Below are 14,222 nucleotides of genomic sequence, written 5' to 3'. Positions count from 1 at the left end.
GGTTTGTAGAAAGCCTTCGCCATCGGGTGCAAGGCCCATTGCAGGAGTCGCTGTCGTGAAGATTCGAGTGCTGTCCGATCTGCATCTGGAGAACGATGAGCCCGAACTGATCCCGCATGCAGAAGCGGATCTGATCGTGCTGGCCGGCGACATCCACAATCACGCGGCCGGTCCGCGCTGGGCCGCGCAGACTTTCGACGGCGCCGTGCCGGTGGTCTACGTACCCGGCAATCACGAGTACTACGACGGCGAATTCGGCGCGCTCGACACGGCGCTGTACGACGCAGCGGCCCAGGTCGACAACGTGCATGTGCTGAACAATGCCGCGCTGGTCGACCCGCAAGGCCGCTGGCGCGTGCTCGGCACCACCTTGTGGACCGACTTCGCGTTATATGGCGCGGATCCGGACACGCTCGCCGAGTCCATCGACGCGTCGCGCCGCGCGATGCTCGACTTCCGCGGCCTGATCCAGATGAACTGGCCGCACGACACGCAGGACTCGCCCCGCGACTTCACCCCTGACGATTCCCTCGCGCTGCACCGGCGGGCGCGCGCCTGGCTCGAAAGCGAGCTGGCGAAGCCGTTCGACGGCAAGACGATCGTCGTCACCCATCACGCGCCGCATCGGCTGAGTCTGGCCGAGCGCTACGCAGAGGACCGCGTCTCAGCCGGTTTCGTCAATCATTTGCCGAACCTGGTGCGCTCGCCCATTGCACTGTGGATTCACGGGCATACGCATACGCCGTTCGATTACACCGTGAATGGCACGCGCGTGGTCTGCAATCCGCGCGGCTATTTCGACCGGCGCACCCGCCAGTGGGAAAATCCTCAGTTCGCGTGGGATAAAGTCGTCGAGATATAGCGTCGGCTTGGGGCCGATCTGGGTAGCGCGGCCTGGCGCCACGCACTACGCTGTTGTTGTCGTTGGATTCGGGTCTTCGACTCGGCCAAGCCCGCCAGCCCGGTTATCTCCGGAGGTCGCTCATGTGTGGTCGAATCAGCCAGTACCGCGATCCGCATCTGTACGCACGGCAGCTCGGCCTAGCCGATCCGCTCATGCTATTCGACGAGGCCGATCGCCGCCCAGGCTACAACCTCGCGCCGGGGACTCACCCGCTCGCGATTTACCCCGACCAGACGCTGCACGCGATCCACTGGGGTTATTGCCCGGACTGGGCACGCGAGCAGCATCTTCCGCAGACAATCAACGCGCGCGCCGAAACCGCGCCGCATACGCGCTACTTCAAAGATCTGTGGAAAACCGGGCGGGTATTGGTGCCGGCGGACGGCTGGTTCGAATGGCGCATGGAAGCGGCGCCCGTAACATCGCACGGGGATAACGCGGCGCAAGCCGACGCGACGGTCCGCCAACCCTACTTCGTGCACCTGAAAAGCGACGCACCGATGTACCTCGCGGCGCTATCGAGCGTACGCGGCACGGAACCGCAAACGGAAGGCATGGGACTGGTAATCGTGACGGCCACCGCCGACAAGGGTCTGATCGACGTGCACGGCCGACGCCCATTGGTGTTCGCGCCGGAGGCGGCGCGCAGATGGCTGGATCCGGCCCTGCAGTTCGACGAACTCGAACAACTCGCTCGCAGTGCCTGCCTGCCCGCTGCGCGGTTCCGCTGGCACCGGGTGAGCCCGGAGGTGGACCGCACGCTCAATGACGAGCCGGGTCTGATTGAAGCGCTGCACTGAACGTGCGGAGCGCGGATAGAAATTGATCGGCTGCTGAAGTGCAACGGCGCGACAACGCACGCGCAGGCCACACCGAAAAACTACAACAGCAAGCTAAATTGCCGCGCGCCCAGTAACCCGGCGCGCCGGCCAGCTTCAACGATCGCGCTGCTGCCCTTGCAGATCAGGGCGTTCGACCTTGATCGGCACCAGTTGCGGCTGCTGGTCACGCAGGCGGCGCAGCAGATCGCGCGATGCGGCGATTCCGATCAGTCCCAGCATGACGGCCACGCCGATCATCAGATGCGTATCCATGAATCCCTCTTCCTTCGATTGTTGCGATTGTTGCGGTTCTTGCGATTTGCCGAACAGCGGCTAATTGAACGCGTCCGGCTGAATGCGGCAGCGCATGAACCACACGTTAGCAAATCGACCCGGGCGCAGAAGTAAGGAAATGTTGCGACGCGGCACTTATGTAACAGTCTGTCACGCCACCGCCGCCTGGAACCGTCAACAATGGTCAACCGCCCGCGTGGCCCCGCTTCAGCTGCGTGCGAACTGGCGCAACTCTTCCTGGTCGACGGCCAGCGTGACGGGCAGTTCGTCGCGCAAAAATTCAACCCAGGTCCGAATTTTCGCGTCCAGATACTGCCGGGACGGATACAGCGCATACAGATTCATTTCCTGCGACGTGTATTCGGGCAACAGCCAGACGAGATCGCCGCTGCGCAGACCGCTAATCGCCGAGTAGATCGGAATCAGTCCGACCCCCATGCCGCTGCTCACCGCGACCGCCATCGCTTCGGCGACATTCACCTGAAAAGTGGTCGGGCCGAGGTTGATGGTTTCTTCGCCGTTAGGGCCGTCGAAGATCCATTTGTCGGTCGGAAACACCGGCGTCACCATTTGCAGACAGGTGTGGCGCGCGAGATCGGCGGGCGTTTGGGGCACGCCGTGCCGCTCCAGATAAGCCGGCGACGCGCACGCGATGCTGAACGCGCTGCCCAGTCGCTGCGACACCAGCCCCGAATCCGACAGGCCGGTTGCCAGTGTCAGCGACACGTCGAAACCTTCGTCGAGCAGATCGGGCATGCGCTGCGCGAGCGTCAACTCGATGCTCACGTCCGGGTAGCGTTGCTGATAGCGGCCCACCGCCGGCACCACGTAGTGCTGGCCGAAGCTCGTCATTGCGTGGACTTTGAGCTTGCCGGACGGGCGCGCGTGCGCGTCGCCGGCCTCTGCTTCCGCCTGATCCACATACGCGAGGATCTGTTCGCAACGCTGCAGATAGCGCTCGCCCGCCTCGGTCAGCGCGATACGGCGCGTAGTGCGGTTCAACAGACGCGTGCGCAGGTGCGCTTCCAGGTCTGAAACTGCGCGCGACGCGTACGCCGTGGTCGTGTTCAGGTGTTGCGCGGCACCCGTGAAACTGCCCGCTTCGACGACGCGGACAAATACGCGCATGTTTTGAAGCGTATCCATACTTTTTCCTGTTGATCCGCCGCGATTGTTACACGATTCGCAAAGGCGATTATCTCATATCGCGTAAAAATCCCTTGCATCTTTACCGGTTATTCCCCAATCAATCGAAAAATATAATGACGCACATGCTTCTATAGCCAATTTTGGAGGAAATCGTGCAGTCTCCGGTACAGAAAGGGGTCGCCGCAGCCGCGGTTCTTACGATCCTATTAACAATCGCCGGCTGTGCCAGTACCGGAGGCATCGCGCCGCAGGACCACGGAACGGAGCCCTCCTCGCTCGACGTGGGCAACGCCATCCGCGCCGCCAACGCGGACGCCCAATGGCCTGCCGCCGACTGGTGGCGCGCCTATAACGACCCGCAGCTCAATGAGTGGATCGAAGCCGCGCAGACGGGCAACCCGAGTCTCGCCGCCGCCCAGGCGCGTGTGCGCGAAGCCGTGTCGATGGCGGGTGTCGCCCGTTCGGCGTTGTCGCCGCAAGTGAACGGCAGCCTGTCGATCCAGCGTCAGAAATGGGCCGACAACCTCTACTACGGCCCGGGCCCGCTCGCAGGCCAGCAGTCGTGGAACAACACCGGCACGCTGGGTCTCTCGTACAACCTCGATCTCTGGGGCAAGGACAAGAACGCCGCCGAGCGCGCGCTCGACGCCGCCCACGCCAGCGCGGCGGACTTCCGCGCCGCCCAGCTCGAACTGGAAGGCAACGTGGTGCGCACGTATATCGAACTTTCGATGAACTACGCGTTGCTCGACATCGCCAAATCCACGCTGCAGCAACAGCAGCAGATCGTCGACCTGGCGAACCGGCGTCTGAAAGGCGGTATCGGCACCCAGCTCGAAGTGAGCCAGGCCGAAACGCCGATGCCGGAATACGAACGCCAGATCGATGAGATCGAGGAAAAGATCGCCCTCGGCCGCAATCAATTGGCCGCACTGGCCGGCAAGGGTCCGGGCGCGGGTGATGCGATCCAGCGTCCGACGCTCTCGCTCGACAATTCACCCGCCGCTCTGCCGAGCGCGCTGCCCGCGGATCTGATCGGCCATCGGCCGGACGTGGTTGCGGCGCGCTGGACGGTTGCGGCGCAAGCGCGCGGCATCGACGTCGCCAAGGCCAGCTTCTATCCGGACATCAACCTGCTGGCGTCGATCGGCGGCTATGCGGCAATGGGCCCGCTGTTCCAGTTCCTGAAGGACCCGTCGCATAGCTGGAGCGCGGGTCCGGCGCTGTCGCTGCCGATCCTCGACGGCGGGCGTCTGCGCTCGCAACTCGGCGCGGCGTCGGCCGGGTACGACGAGGCGGTCGATCGCTATAACCAGTCGATCGTCGGCGCGCTGAAGGACATCTCCGATCAGGTGATCCGCATCCGTTCGCTCGCGACCCAGGCGCAAGACGCCGACCGTTCGGTCGCAGCGGCGCGCAAGAACTACGACCTCGCGCGCGAAGGCTATCGGCGCGGCTTGACCGACTATCTGAACGTGCTGATCGCGCAAAGCCAGTTGCTGCGCGCGCAGGAAGGCGTCGCGAAGATTCAGGCGGAGCGGCTCGCCGCGCATGCGTCGCTGGTCACCGCTTTGGGTGGTGGACTCGACGAGTCGGCCAACGGTCCGCAGGCGAACGAGACGCTGCCGGCGCATGGGAAGGGCAACGCCGCGGCAGCTGGTTCGAACACCGCGGCCAAACCCGCGGACGCGCCGGCGCAAAAAGGCACCGCCAGTCACGCGGATAACGCCGCGGCAAGCACGAACCACGCTTCCGCCAGCGTTAACGCCAGCGCCAGCGCCAGCGCGGCTGAGTGAAGTAGCCGACCATGTCAGCCTCCCCTTCTCCCGCCTCGCGCTCGTCATCGTTCGCCGCGCTCTACTCAGCCGCCGCCGACTGGGCGCGCACCGACGGTCTCACGTGGGTCTACCTGTTCAAAGCGCTGGCCGCCTGCTTCCTCGCGCTCGGCATCGCGATGAAACTCGACCTGCCGCAGCCGCGCACCGCGATGACCACCGTATTCATCGTGATGCAGCCGCAAAGCGGGATGGTGTTCGCGAAGAGTTTCTACCGGATCTGCGGCACGCTGGTCGGCCTCGTCGTGATGCTCGCGTTGATCGGTCTGTTCGCGCAGCAGCCGGAACTGTTTATCGTCACGACCGCGATCTGGGTCGGCATCTGCACTGCGGGCGCCGCGCGTAACCGCAACTTCAAGTCGTACGGTTTCGTGCTGGCTGGCTACACCGCCGCACTGATCGGCATTCCCGCTTCACAGCATCCGGATGGCGCATTTCTCAGCGCGCTCACGCGGGTGGCCGAAGTGGTGGTCGGCATCATCTGCGCGGGCGCCGTCAGTGGCCTCGTGTTTCCGCAGTTCGCCGGCTTGCAGATGCGCAGCACCGTGCGCGCGCGTTTCTCGGCATTCGTCGAGTATGTGTCGGCCTCGTTAGCCGGTCGCAACGATCGCGCGCAGATCGAAGCGACCAATGCGAGCTTTGTCGCCGATATCGTCGGTTTCGAAGCCGCGCGCAGTGTCGCCGTGTTTGAAGGTCCCGATTCGCGGATGCGCGGCGGCCGTCTCGCGCGTCTGAACAGCGAGTTCATGACCGCCTCAACGCGCTTTCACGCGCTGCACCAGTTGATGAACCGGCTGCGCGATTCGCAGACGAGCGGCGCGATGGTCGCGGTCGAAGCCCTCGAGCCGTACTTCAAGGAAATCGCCCCGTTGCTCGCGAAATCCGGCGAACCGGTATTGAGCGCCACGGATGCCGCCCACGCGGCCGCGCAACTCGACGCGTACAAAGCGGAACTGCCGAGGCGGGTGCGCGAGACGCGCGCCGCACTGGAAACACAGCCGGACGCACCGCTGCTCGACTTCGACACCGGCGCCGAACTGCTGTATCGCTTCATCGACGACCTGCACGCATACGCGGCCACCTACGCATCGCTTGCCGTCGACACGCACGAGCGCGAGCGCTGGATCGAGCGTTACGAACCGAAGACGAATGGCATTGCAGCGGGCGTCGCCGGCTTGCGCGCGGCCATCGTCATGATCGTGCTCGGCGTGTTCTGGATCGCGACCGCGTGGCCAAGCGGCTCGACCTTGACGCTGAACGCCGCCGCGGTCTGCGCGCTGGCGTCAGCATCGCCGAATCCGAAGCGCACCGCGTTCCAGATGGCCGCCGGCACGCTGGTCGCTTCAGTGATGGGGATGATCGCGGTGTACGGCGTGTATCCGCATATCGACGGTTTTCCGCTGCTGTGCGCCGCGCTCACGCCGTTCCTGCTGCTCGGCGTATTCATGACGACACGGCCCGCACTGGCCGGCTACGGCGTCGGCTACTGCATCTTCTTCTGCTTCCTCGCCGGCCCAGACAACCTGATTCATTACGACCCGAGCGGCACCATTAACGATGCGATTGCGCTGGTGCTGTCGATGCTGGTGTGCGCGGTTGCCTTTGCCGTGCTGCTGCCGCCCTCGACACCCTGGTTGCGCAACCGCCTGCTGGTGGATTTGCGCCGCCAGGTGGCGCTGGCGAGCCGCGTTGGCATGCGCCGGGTGCGTTCTCGCTTCGAAAGCGGCGCACGCGATCTGATGTCCCAGATCAACTCGCTCGCGCAGAACGAACCCGAGGTGAAACGCGACACCTTGCGCTGGCTCTTCTCGGTGCTCGAAGTAGGCAACGCGATGATCGACTTGCGCGACGAAGTGGCGGCGCTGCCGCGCGACGCACGCTACGCGAAGTCGATGCCGTGGCGCGTCGCATTGCGTGCGATGCGTGATGCGGTGACCGCGCTGTTCGAGCGGCCGCGTGAGGACCGCTTCGACCGCGCGCTCGCCGCCACCACCGATGCGATTGCCGCCGTTCAACTGATGCTCGCCACCTTCACGCCGCCGCGTGAGGATCGGCATCGGCTGCAACGCATTCTGAGTCAACTGCATTTCATTCGTACCGCGCTGCTCGATCCGCAATCGCCGCTTGAACCGCTGATGAGCGGACGTGCCGACGCGTCAGAAGGAGTTCGTCATGCCACGTGATATCGCCGTTTTCGACGCCTACGTGCCGGCCATTGTGCTGCTGTTTGTCGCGGGCGCCGTGCTTACCTGGATGCTGGACCGCGTAATCGCCTATACGGGCCTGTATCGCGTGGTGTGGCATCCGTCCTTGTTCCGGGCCAGCTTGCTCGTATGTGTGTGCGGCGTGCTGGGTCTCGCCGTTTATCGTTGATCAGAGTCGAAACATGACCATCCGAAATGTTGTGGGCTTCGTCGCGACAGCCGTTATTTTTATCGTCGCGATTTTGATTGGGCGCGTGTTGTGGGTTCATTACATGGATGAGCCGTGGACACGTGATGGGCGCGTGCGCGCTGAAATTGTGAATGTGGCGCCTGATGTTTCTGGCGCTGTTGTGGATTTGCCTGTTAAGGATAATCAGCTGGTCAAGAAGGGGGATCTGTTGATGCAGGTCGATCCTTCGCATTATCAGATTGCTGTCGAGCAGGCTGAGGCTGCTGTTGCTGCGCGCAAGGCGGAGCTGCAGATGAAGCGGGATGATGCGCAGCGGCGGGCGGATATGGATGCTTTGGTTGTCTCGAAAGAGAGCCGTGAGAATGCGACTCATACTGCTTCGGCTGCTGAGGCTTCTTATCAGCAGGCTTTGGCCGCGCTTGATGCTGCCAAGTTGAATCTGGAGCGCACTCGGGTTGTTGCGCCGGTTGATGGGTATGTCACTAACCTGAATGTATTTCGCGGGGATTATGCTACTGCTGGGTCAGCTAAGCTCGCGATTGTTGATAGTCATTCTTTTTGGGTTTATGGGTACTTTGAAGAAACCAAGTTGCCGCATGTGCGTATCGGCGATAAGGTTGAAGTTCGGTTGATGAGTGGAGGCACGCTGCAGGGGCATGTGGAGAGTATTTCTCGCGGGATTTACGATCGGGATAATCCCGAAAGCCGTGAGCTGCTTGCTGATGTTAATCCGACCTTTAATTGGGTGAGGTTGGCGCAGCGCGTACCCGTGCGGGTGAAGATTGATTCTGTGCCTGATGGGGTTGTGTTGGCTGCTGGGATTACTTGTACTGTTGTTGTTCAGCCAAGCTGAAGGTTTTTGCCTTCGCGGTGCTTTTTTCTTGTTCTGGGGTTGGTGCCTTTCCTTGCTCTAGCTTTCGTGCCTTTCCTTGCATTGTTAGTGGTCTATTAGTGTTGCCCCTGTGCGGGGCGGCACTTACTTTCTTTGCCGCCGCAAAGAAAGATAAGCAAAGAAAGCGGCTTAAACCGCTAATGCTAAGTGGGCGCCGTGGTTTTTTACGGGTAGTGGTGCGACTGGAATCTGTGTTCTCGCACATTCCGCGTTAGTGACAAAGGGCTCATCCGCTCCCACTCCGCACTGCGTGCGTCGCGGATGGGGCTGCATGGGAAACCATGGGCTTCGGTTTTGCGCAGCGGGAGCCGTCGGCTTCGCCTCGGCGGCGTTGTGCGCGCCGAGGCGGTGGTTCGGTCTCGTTTCTTTGGTCGCGGTGCTTTAGCGTTTTATAGCCTGAACTTTCCGACCATCTGCTTCAGGCCGCGCGCCTGGTCATCCAGTGATCTGGCGGCTGCTGTTGCCTGCTCCACCAGTGCGGCGTTCTGCTGTGTGCCGGAATCCATTTGCGTGACGGCGAGATTGATCTCCTCGATTCCCGCGCTCTGCTCTGATGACGCCGCCGAAATCTCGCCCATGATGTCGGTTACGCGCTTCACTGCCTTCACCACTTCGTCCATCGTTTGTCCGGCATCCTGTGCCAACGTCGAGCCGTTGCTCACCCGCTCCACCGATGTGCTGATCAAACCCTTGATCTCCTTCGCGGCAGCCGCGCTGCGTTGGGCAAGGTTGCGCACTTCTGCGGCGACTACCGAAAATCCTCGGCCTTCTTCGCCGGCTCGGGCGGCTTCCACCGCCGCGTTCAACGCGAGAATGTTGGTCTGGAACGCAATCCCCTCAATCACGCCAATGATGTCGCCAATGCTCCGCGCGCTGTCGTTGATCTCGTTCATCGTCGCCACCACGCGGCTCACTACGTCACCACCCTTCTCGGCTATCTCCGAGGCGTTGTTGGCCAACGTGCTTGCCTGCTTCGCGTTGTCGGCGTTCTGACGAACCGTCGAGGTCAGTTGCTCCATGCTGCTCGCGGTTCGCTCGAGCGCCATTGCCTGTTGCTCGGTGCGTTGCGACAAGTCGAGGTTGCCCATCGAGATTTCGCCCGATGCGGTTGCGATTGCGTCCGCGCTGGATGCGATGTCGGACACCGTGGTCGCGAGGCCGCTTTGCATGTCGTGCAGCGCGTACAGCATGCTCGACTTGTCCTTGCGGCCCAGCGCGATCTGGTTCGATAGGTCGCCAGCGGCAATCCGGCTCGCGATTTCCTTTGCGTACGCCGGCTCGCCGCCGAGTTGGCCAGCGAGGCGTCGCACGACCCACTCGCTAATGCCGAACGCCAACGCGATCAGCGCGATCGTCATTGCCGCGAGCATCACGAACGACGAATGGAAGATAAAACCCGATGCCTCGATAGTCGCCTTCGCAGCCGTGCCGCGCTGGGCAACGAGCTCGTCGACGAGTTTTTCGAGCTTGCCGGTCTCGACCAGCAACGAGACGTCCTGGGTGCCGACCTGCCAGTTCATCTGCGAAAGATCGAGCGGCTGCGCTTTTACGAGCGTCACGAAGTCACGCAAGTGGCCGCTCCATACCGCGACGGCTGCGGCGAATTTCTTTTGCTGGTCGACAGCCTTTGCGTCGGATGTGTCGACGTACTGTTGCAGTGTGCCGAGCTCTCTGGCGAGGCCGCTCAGGCCTTTGTCAATGTCGGCGCCGAGCTCGTCGCGCTCCTTGGCGGTGGTCGCGGTCAGCAGCATCTTTTGCGCGCGGCTTGCGCGCAGCATGTGGCCACGCGCCTCTTCGGCCGCGCGGCTCGCCACGTGGCCCTGGTCGTAGATCGATTGTGCGGAAGCATTCAGGCGGCTGATCTGGGTCAGCGAAAACACGCCGATCGCAAGCGTGCCGATCAACAGTACGGCAAACGCCAGCCGCAATGTCGCCTTCACCGACAAGCCCTTGAGCCGCACGGCCCGCGAACGGCTGCCCTGGCCACGCGATGGCGACGGTTTGCCCGCCGCTTCTCCTTCCGGTACGAACCCCGCGCCCGTCTGGCCACCCAGCGAAACTGCTTTCATATTCCTCGTCCCCACGTTTCGAACTGCCGGAAAGGTCGGTTCCGGCATTAATACTTATCTCTCCGGGTCTACGGCATAAACGTCTGCGATCTTTAACGCCGCTCGTCTCATGCCGACTGTCGCGCCCGGTCCTCGACGCGTCGCTTTGTAAGCTTCGCGCCCGCGATCGTTTTATACATGGCCAAAAATCCCCGAATCGCATTTATCAGACGACGTGCCAGCCACACGTCGCCATGCGCAGAATGCTTGACACACGCACCGCCGCAGTGCATTGCCTCGGGGGTTTCGGCACATCCATGACGCATGGGGAGCGCAATATCACGCAATACCTGTCCGATTCTCGACAAAACTTGTCCTTACAATTCGCGTGAGCCACATTAAACTTCGACAAATAGTTGACATGACCCGGCGCCGCGTCGAAATGCCGCGGCAACCCGGCAGGTCGCGCACAGACATGCGAACGCCTGAAATCATGACCGCAGACCCTTTCTCCTCTCTCATCTAGCGTATGGAAACGAGCCTCGATAAAAGCGCCCTCGCCGGCGCATCAGCCTCCCCCGCGGGTTCAGCCAACCCCGCCGGCGCGCAACCGGCCGCCAAGGTCCAGCGCACGGTCTACTCCGTGCTGGGTGCGATCAGCTTTTCGCACCTGCTCAACGACATGATCCAGTCGTTGATCCTGGCGATCTACCCGATGCTGAAAGACAACTTTTCGCTGTCGTTCGGGCAGATCGGTCTGATTACGCTGACTTACCAGATCACCGCGTCGCTGCTGCAACCGCTGGTCGGCAGCTATACCGACAAGCATCCGAAGCCGTATTCGCTGCCGGTCGGCATGGGCTTCACGCTCGCCGGCCTGCTGCTGATGTCGGTCGCGCCAAGTTTCGGCGTGCTGCTGGTCGCGGCGGCGCTGGTCGGCTGCGGCTCGTCGGTGTTCCATCCGGAATCGTCGCGGGTGGCGCGCATGGCCTCGGGCGGCCGTCATGGTCTGGCGCAGTCGCTGTTTCAGGTGGGCGGCAACGCGGGTTCGTCGCTCGGGCCGTTGCTCGCCGCGTTGATCGTGATTCCGCACGGCCAGCGCAGCATCGCGTGGTTCTCGGTGGCGGCGCTGGTCGCGATCGTCGTGCTCACGCAGATCGGCCGCTGGTACAAGCAGCATCCGGCCGTAAAAAAGGCGCGCAGCCAGACCGGTCACGCAACCCTGTCGCGCAACCAGGTCATGTTCGCAATGGGCGTACTGATGCTGCTGGTGTTCTCGAAGTACTTCTACCTCGCCAGCATCAACAGCTACTTCACGTTCTATCTGATCGACAAGTTCCACCTGCCGGTGCAGGCCGCTCAGGTCCATCTGTTCGTGTTCCTCGCGGCGGTTGCGGCAGGCACGGTGATCGGTGGTCCGATCGGCGACCGGATCGGCCGCAAGTACGTGATCTGGGTGTCGATCCTCGGCGTCGCGCCGTTCACGCTGCTGCTGCCGTACGCCAACCTGTTCTGGACCGGCGTGCTGACGGTGATCATCGGTATCGTGCTGGCTTCGGCGTTCTCGGCGATCCTCGTCTATGCGCAGGAACTGATCCCCGGCAAGGTGGGGATGATCGCGGGCCTCTTCTTCGGTTTCGCGTTCGGCATGGGCGGGATCGGCGCTGCCGTGCTCGGGCAGTTGGCCGACGCCACCAGCATCACCTATGTGTATAAGGTCTGCTCGTTCCTGCCGCTGATCGGCCTGTTGACGGTGTTTCTGCCGGATGTCGAAGGCAAGCGCGCGAAAGCGTGATGGGATCTCTTCTGGTTGCATGAAGAAAAAGGCGCTACGGCGCCTTTTTTCGTTGGGCCGCCCCCTCATGGTGAACCCGCGTTGTCCGCAAGGTGACGCCTGCTCTATGCTTGTGCGGATGTACGCACTGCACTCTCGCCGCGCCTCGCAGCCGTACGACCCGACATCCGTTCACTCACGCAGCAGAAGGATCGCCGCCGATGACCACCTACCGCGACTTCCACCGCCGTTCGATCGAGCAAGCCGAGGAATTCTGGCGTGATGAGGCGCAGCGGATTCATTGGCAAACCCCGTTCGATACCGTGCTCGACCGCTCGAATCCGCCGTTCGCGCGCTGGTTCGTCGGCGGGCGCACGAACCTGTGCCATAACGCGGTGGACCGGCATATGGCCGAGCGCCCGCAGCAGAATGCTCTCGTGTACGTGTCGACGGAAACCGGCATCGAGCGGCGCTACACCTACGCCGAGCTGTACGCGGAAATCAACCGCATGGCAGCAGTGATGCGCTCGCTGGGTGTGAAGCGCGGCGATGTCGTGCTGCTTTATCTGCCGATGATCCCCGAAGCGCTGTTCGCGATGCTCGCGTGCGCGCGACTCGGCGCGATTCACTCGGTGGTGTTCGGCGGCTTCGCGGCCCCCAATCTGGCGGCCCGCATCGACGATGCGAAACCTGTGCTTATCGTCACCGCCGACGCCGGCGCGCGCGGCGGCAAAGTGATCGACTACACGCCGCTGATGGACGAAGCACTGGCGCGCGCGACCCACAAGACACCGCACGTGCTGTTGATCGACCGGCAACTCGCACCGGAGCGCCTGAACGCGAGCTACCTCGTCGCCTACGAGCCGCTGCGCGAGAAATTTTTCGACGCTCACGTGCCGTGCGAATGGCTCGAATCGAACGAACCCTCGTACGTGCTGTACACGTCGGGCACCACCGGCAAGCCGAAGGGCGTGCAACGCGATGTCGGCGGCTATGCGGTGGCGCTGGCGGCATCGATGGAACACATCTTTCAGGGCAAAGCCGGCGACACGATGTTCACTGCGTCGGACGTGGGCTGGGTGGTCGGCCACAGCTACATCGTCTATGCGCCGCTGATTGCGGGGCTCACTACCGTGATGTATGAAGGCACGCCGATCCGTCCGGACGGCGGCATCTGGTGGCGCCTCGTCGAACAGCACAGGATCAATCTGATGTTCACCGCGCCGACTGCGTTGCGCGTGCTGAAAAAGCAGGACCCGGCGCTGCTGAAAAAATCCGATCTATCGAGCCTCCGCGCGTTGTTCCTCGCCGGCGAGCCGCTCGACGAACCCACCGCCGCATGGATCGCCGACGCGCTCGGCAAGCCCGTGATCGACAACTACTGGCAGACCGAAACCGGCTGGCCGATGCTGGCGATTCCGCGCGGCATCGAAGCCCTGCCCACCAAGCTCGGCTCGCCGGGCGTACCGTCGGCGGGCTTCAATCTGACCTTGCGTAACGAACTGACCGGCGAGCCCTGCCCGCCCGGCGAAAAAGGCGTACTCACGCTGGGCTATCCGCTGCCGCCGGGCTGCATGTCGACGGTATGGGGCGACGACAGCCGCTTTGTCAGCACGTACTGGTCGAGCATTCCGAACCAGCAGGCCTACTCGACCTTCGACTGGGGCATTCAGGACGAAGACGGATACGTGACGATCCTCGGCCGCACCGACGACGTGATCAATGTGGCCGGTCATCGGCTCGGCACGCGCGAGATCGAGGAAGCGTTGTCGAGCCACGCGGCGGTCGCGGAAGTTGCGGTGGTCGGCGTAACGGATGCGCTGAAGGGTCAGACAGCAATGGCCTTCGTGGTGCTGCGCGACGCGCAAGCCTATGCGGGCGACAAATCGCGAGCCAAGCTGGAAGCCGAACTCACCGCAACGGTCGACCGCCAGCTCGGCGCGATTGCGCGGCCGGCACGGGTGGTGGTGGTATCGATGCTGCCGAAGACGCGCTCGGGCAAACTGCTCCGCCGCGCGATTGCGGCGCTGGCCGAAGGACGTGAGCCGGGCGATCTGCCGACGATCGAAGATCCGGCGGCGCTGCAGCAGGTGCGCGAGGCGCTGGGTTAA

11 protein-coding genes are annotated in these 14,222 nt (G+C 63.0%); 8 read left to right on the top strand and 3 right to left on the bottom strand.

Annotation, left to right across the window (positions count from 1 at the left end):
- Positions 1 to 55: 55 nt before the first annotated feature.
- Together R8871_RS15455 and R8871_RS15450 are read left to right on the top strand one after the other, a co-directional pair.
- Positions 56 to 862, top strand: coding sequence for a metallophosphoesterase (locus R8871_RS15455; RefSeq protein ID WP_175051217.1), 807 nt, complete (start codon positions 56 to 58; stop codon positions 860 to 862).
- 122 nt (positions 863 to 984) lie between these two features.
- The gene (locus R8871_RS15450) at positions 985 to 1,704 is read left to right on the top strand and encodes an SOS response-associated peptidase (protein ID WP_175051216.1); all 720 of its coding nucleotides are present in this window, start codon (positions 985 to 987) and stop codon (positions 1,702 to 1,704) included.
- A 135-nt stretch (positions 1,705 to 1,839) separates the two neighbouring features.
- Here the strand turns inward: R8871_RS15450 and R8871_RS15445 are convergent, their stop codons facing one another.
- Positions 1,840 to 1,998: a hypothetical protein gene (locus tag R8871_RS15445; protein WP_175051215.1), complete on the bottom strand. Its 159-nt coding sequence runs from the start codon at positions 1,996 to 1,998 to the stop codon at positions 1,840 to 1,842.
- A 228-nt stretch (positions 1,999 to 2,226) separates the two neighbouring features.
- Positions 2,227 to 3,165 carry a LysR family transcriptional regulator gene (locus R8871_RS15440; protein ID WP_175051214.1) on the bottom strand — a complete coding sequence of 313 codons (939 nt, stop codon included), beginning with the start codon at positions 3,163 to 3,165 and terminating at the stop codon, positions 2,227 to 2,229.
- Positions 3,166 to 3,320: 155 nt separating this feature from the next.
- On the opposite strand from R8871_RS15440, the gene R8871_RS15435 reads away from it, so the two are divergent.
- The 4 genes from R8871_RS15435 to R8871_RS15420 are packed head-to-tail and all read left to right on the top strand — an operon-like array spanning position 3,321 to position 8,250.
- Entirely contained in the window at positions 3,321 to 4,964 is a 1,644-nt protein-coding gene (locus R8871_RS15435; protein ID WP_175051213.1) for an efflux transporter outer membrane subunit, read from the top strand.
- A gap of 11 nt (positions 4,965 to 4,975) precedes the next feature.
- The gene (locus tag R8871_RS15430) at positions 4,976 to 7,186 is read left to right on the top strand and encodes an FUSC family protein (protein ID WP_175051212.1); all 2,211 of its coding nucleotides are present in this window, start codon (positions 4,976 to 4,978) and stop codon (positions 7,184 to 7,186) included.
- Positions 7,176 to 7,376, top strand: a complete 201-nt coding sequence (locus R8871_RS15425) for a DUF1656 domain-containing protein (protein WP_175051211.1) — start codon at positions 7,176 to 7,178, stop codon at positions 7,374 to 7,376. Before R8871_RS15430 ends, R8871_RS15425 begins: the two co-directional genes overlap by 11 nt.
- 13 nt (positions 7,377 to 7,389) lie before the next feature.
- Entirely contained in the window at positions 7,390 to 8,250 is an 861-nt protein-coding gene (locus R8871_RS15420; RefSeq protein ID WP_175051210.1) for an efflux RND transporter periplasmic adaptor subunit, read from the top strand.
- 428 nt (positions 8,251 to 8,678) lie between these two features.
- On the opposite strand, the gene R8871_RS15415 is transcribed toward R8871_RS15420, so the two are convergent.
- Positions 8,679 to 10,358: a methyl-accepting chemotaxis protein gene (locus R8871_RS15415; protein WP_175051209.1), complete on the bottom strand. Its 1,680-nt coding sequence runs from the start codon at positions 10,356 to 10,358 to the stop codon at positions 8,679 to 8,681.
- Between the two features lie 508 nt (positions 10,359 to 10,866).
- Between R8871_RS15415 and R8871_RS15410 the strand changes: the two genes are divergently transcribed.
- Positions 10,867 to 12,132: an MFS transporter gene (locus R8871_RS15410; protein ID WP_175051208.1), complete on the top strand. Its 1,266-nt coding sequence runs from the start codon at positions 10,867 to 10,869 to the stop codon at positions 12,130 to 12,132.
- Positions 12,133 to 12,332: 200 nt separating this feature from the next.
- Positions 12,333 to 14,222: a propionate--CoA ligase gene (locus tag R8871_RS15405; protein ID WP_175051207.1), complete on the top strand. Its 1,890-nt coding sequence runs from the start codon at positions 12,333 to 12,335 to the stop codon at positions 14,220 to 14,222.

The organism is Paraburkholderia sediminicola, assembly GCF_902859805.1.
Lineage (GTDB): Bacteria > Pseudomonadota > Gammaproteobacteria > Burkholderiales > Burkholderiaceae > Paraburkholderia > Paraburkholderia sediminicola.
Note: the sequence above shows the minus strand (reverse complement) of the source record. Positions and strands in the feature narration are given on the sequence as shown.

Coding starts and splice junctions, on each gene's coding strand:
- R8871_RS15450 (WP_175051216.1), top strand. CDS start 985: ATGTGTGGTCGAATCAGCCAGTACCGCGATCCGCATCTGTACGCACGG.
- R8871_RS15445 (WP_175051215.1), bottom strand. CDS start 1,998: ATGGATACGCATCTGATGATCGGCGTGGCCGTCATGCTGGGACTGATC.
- R8871_RS15440 (WP_175051214.1), bottom strand. CDS start 3,165: ATGGATACGCTTCAAAACATGCGCGTATTTGTCCGCGTCGTCGAAGCG.
- R8871_RS15430 (WP_175051212.1), top strand. CDS start 4,976: ATGTCAGCCTCCCCTTCTCCCGCCTCGCGCTCGTCATCGTTCGCCGCG.
- R8871_RS15425 (WP_175051211.1), top strand. CDS start 7,176: ATGCCACGTGATATCGCCGTTTTCGACGCCTACGTGCCGGCCATTGTG.
- R8871_RS15420 (WP_175051210.1), top strand. CDS start 7,390: ATGACCATCCGAAATGTTGTGGGCTTCGTCGCGACAGCCGTTATTTTT.
- R8871_RS15415 (WP_175051209.1), bottom strand. CDS start 10,358: ATGAAAGCAGTTTCGCTGGGTGGCCAGACGGGCGCGGGGTTCGTACCG.
- R8871_RS15410 (WP_175051208.1), top strand. CDS start 10,867: ATGGAAACGAGCCTCGATAAAAGCGCCCTCGCCGGCGCATCAGCCTCC.
- R8871_RS15405 (WP_175051207.1), top strand. CDS start 12,333: ATGACCACCTACCGCGACTTCCACCGCCGTTCGATCGAGCAAGCCGAG.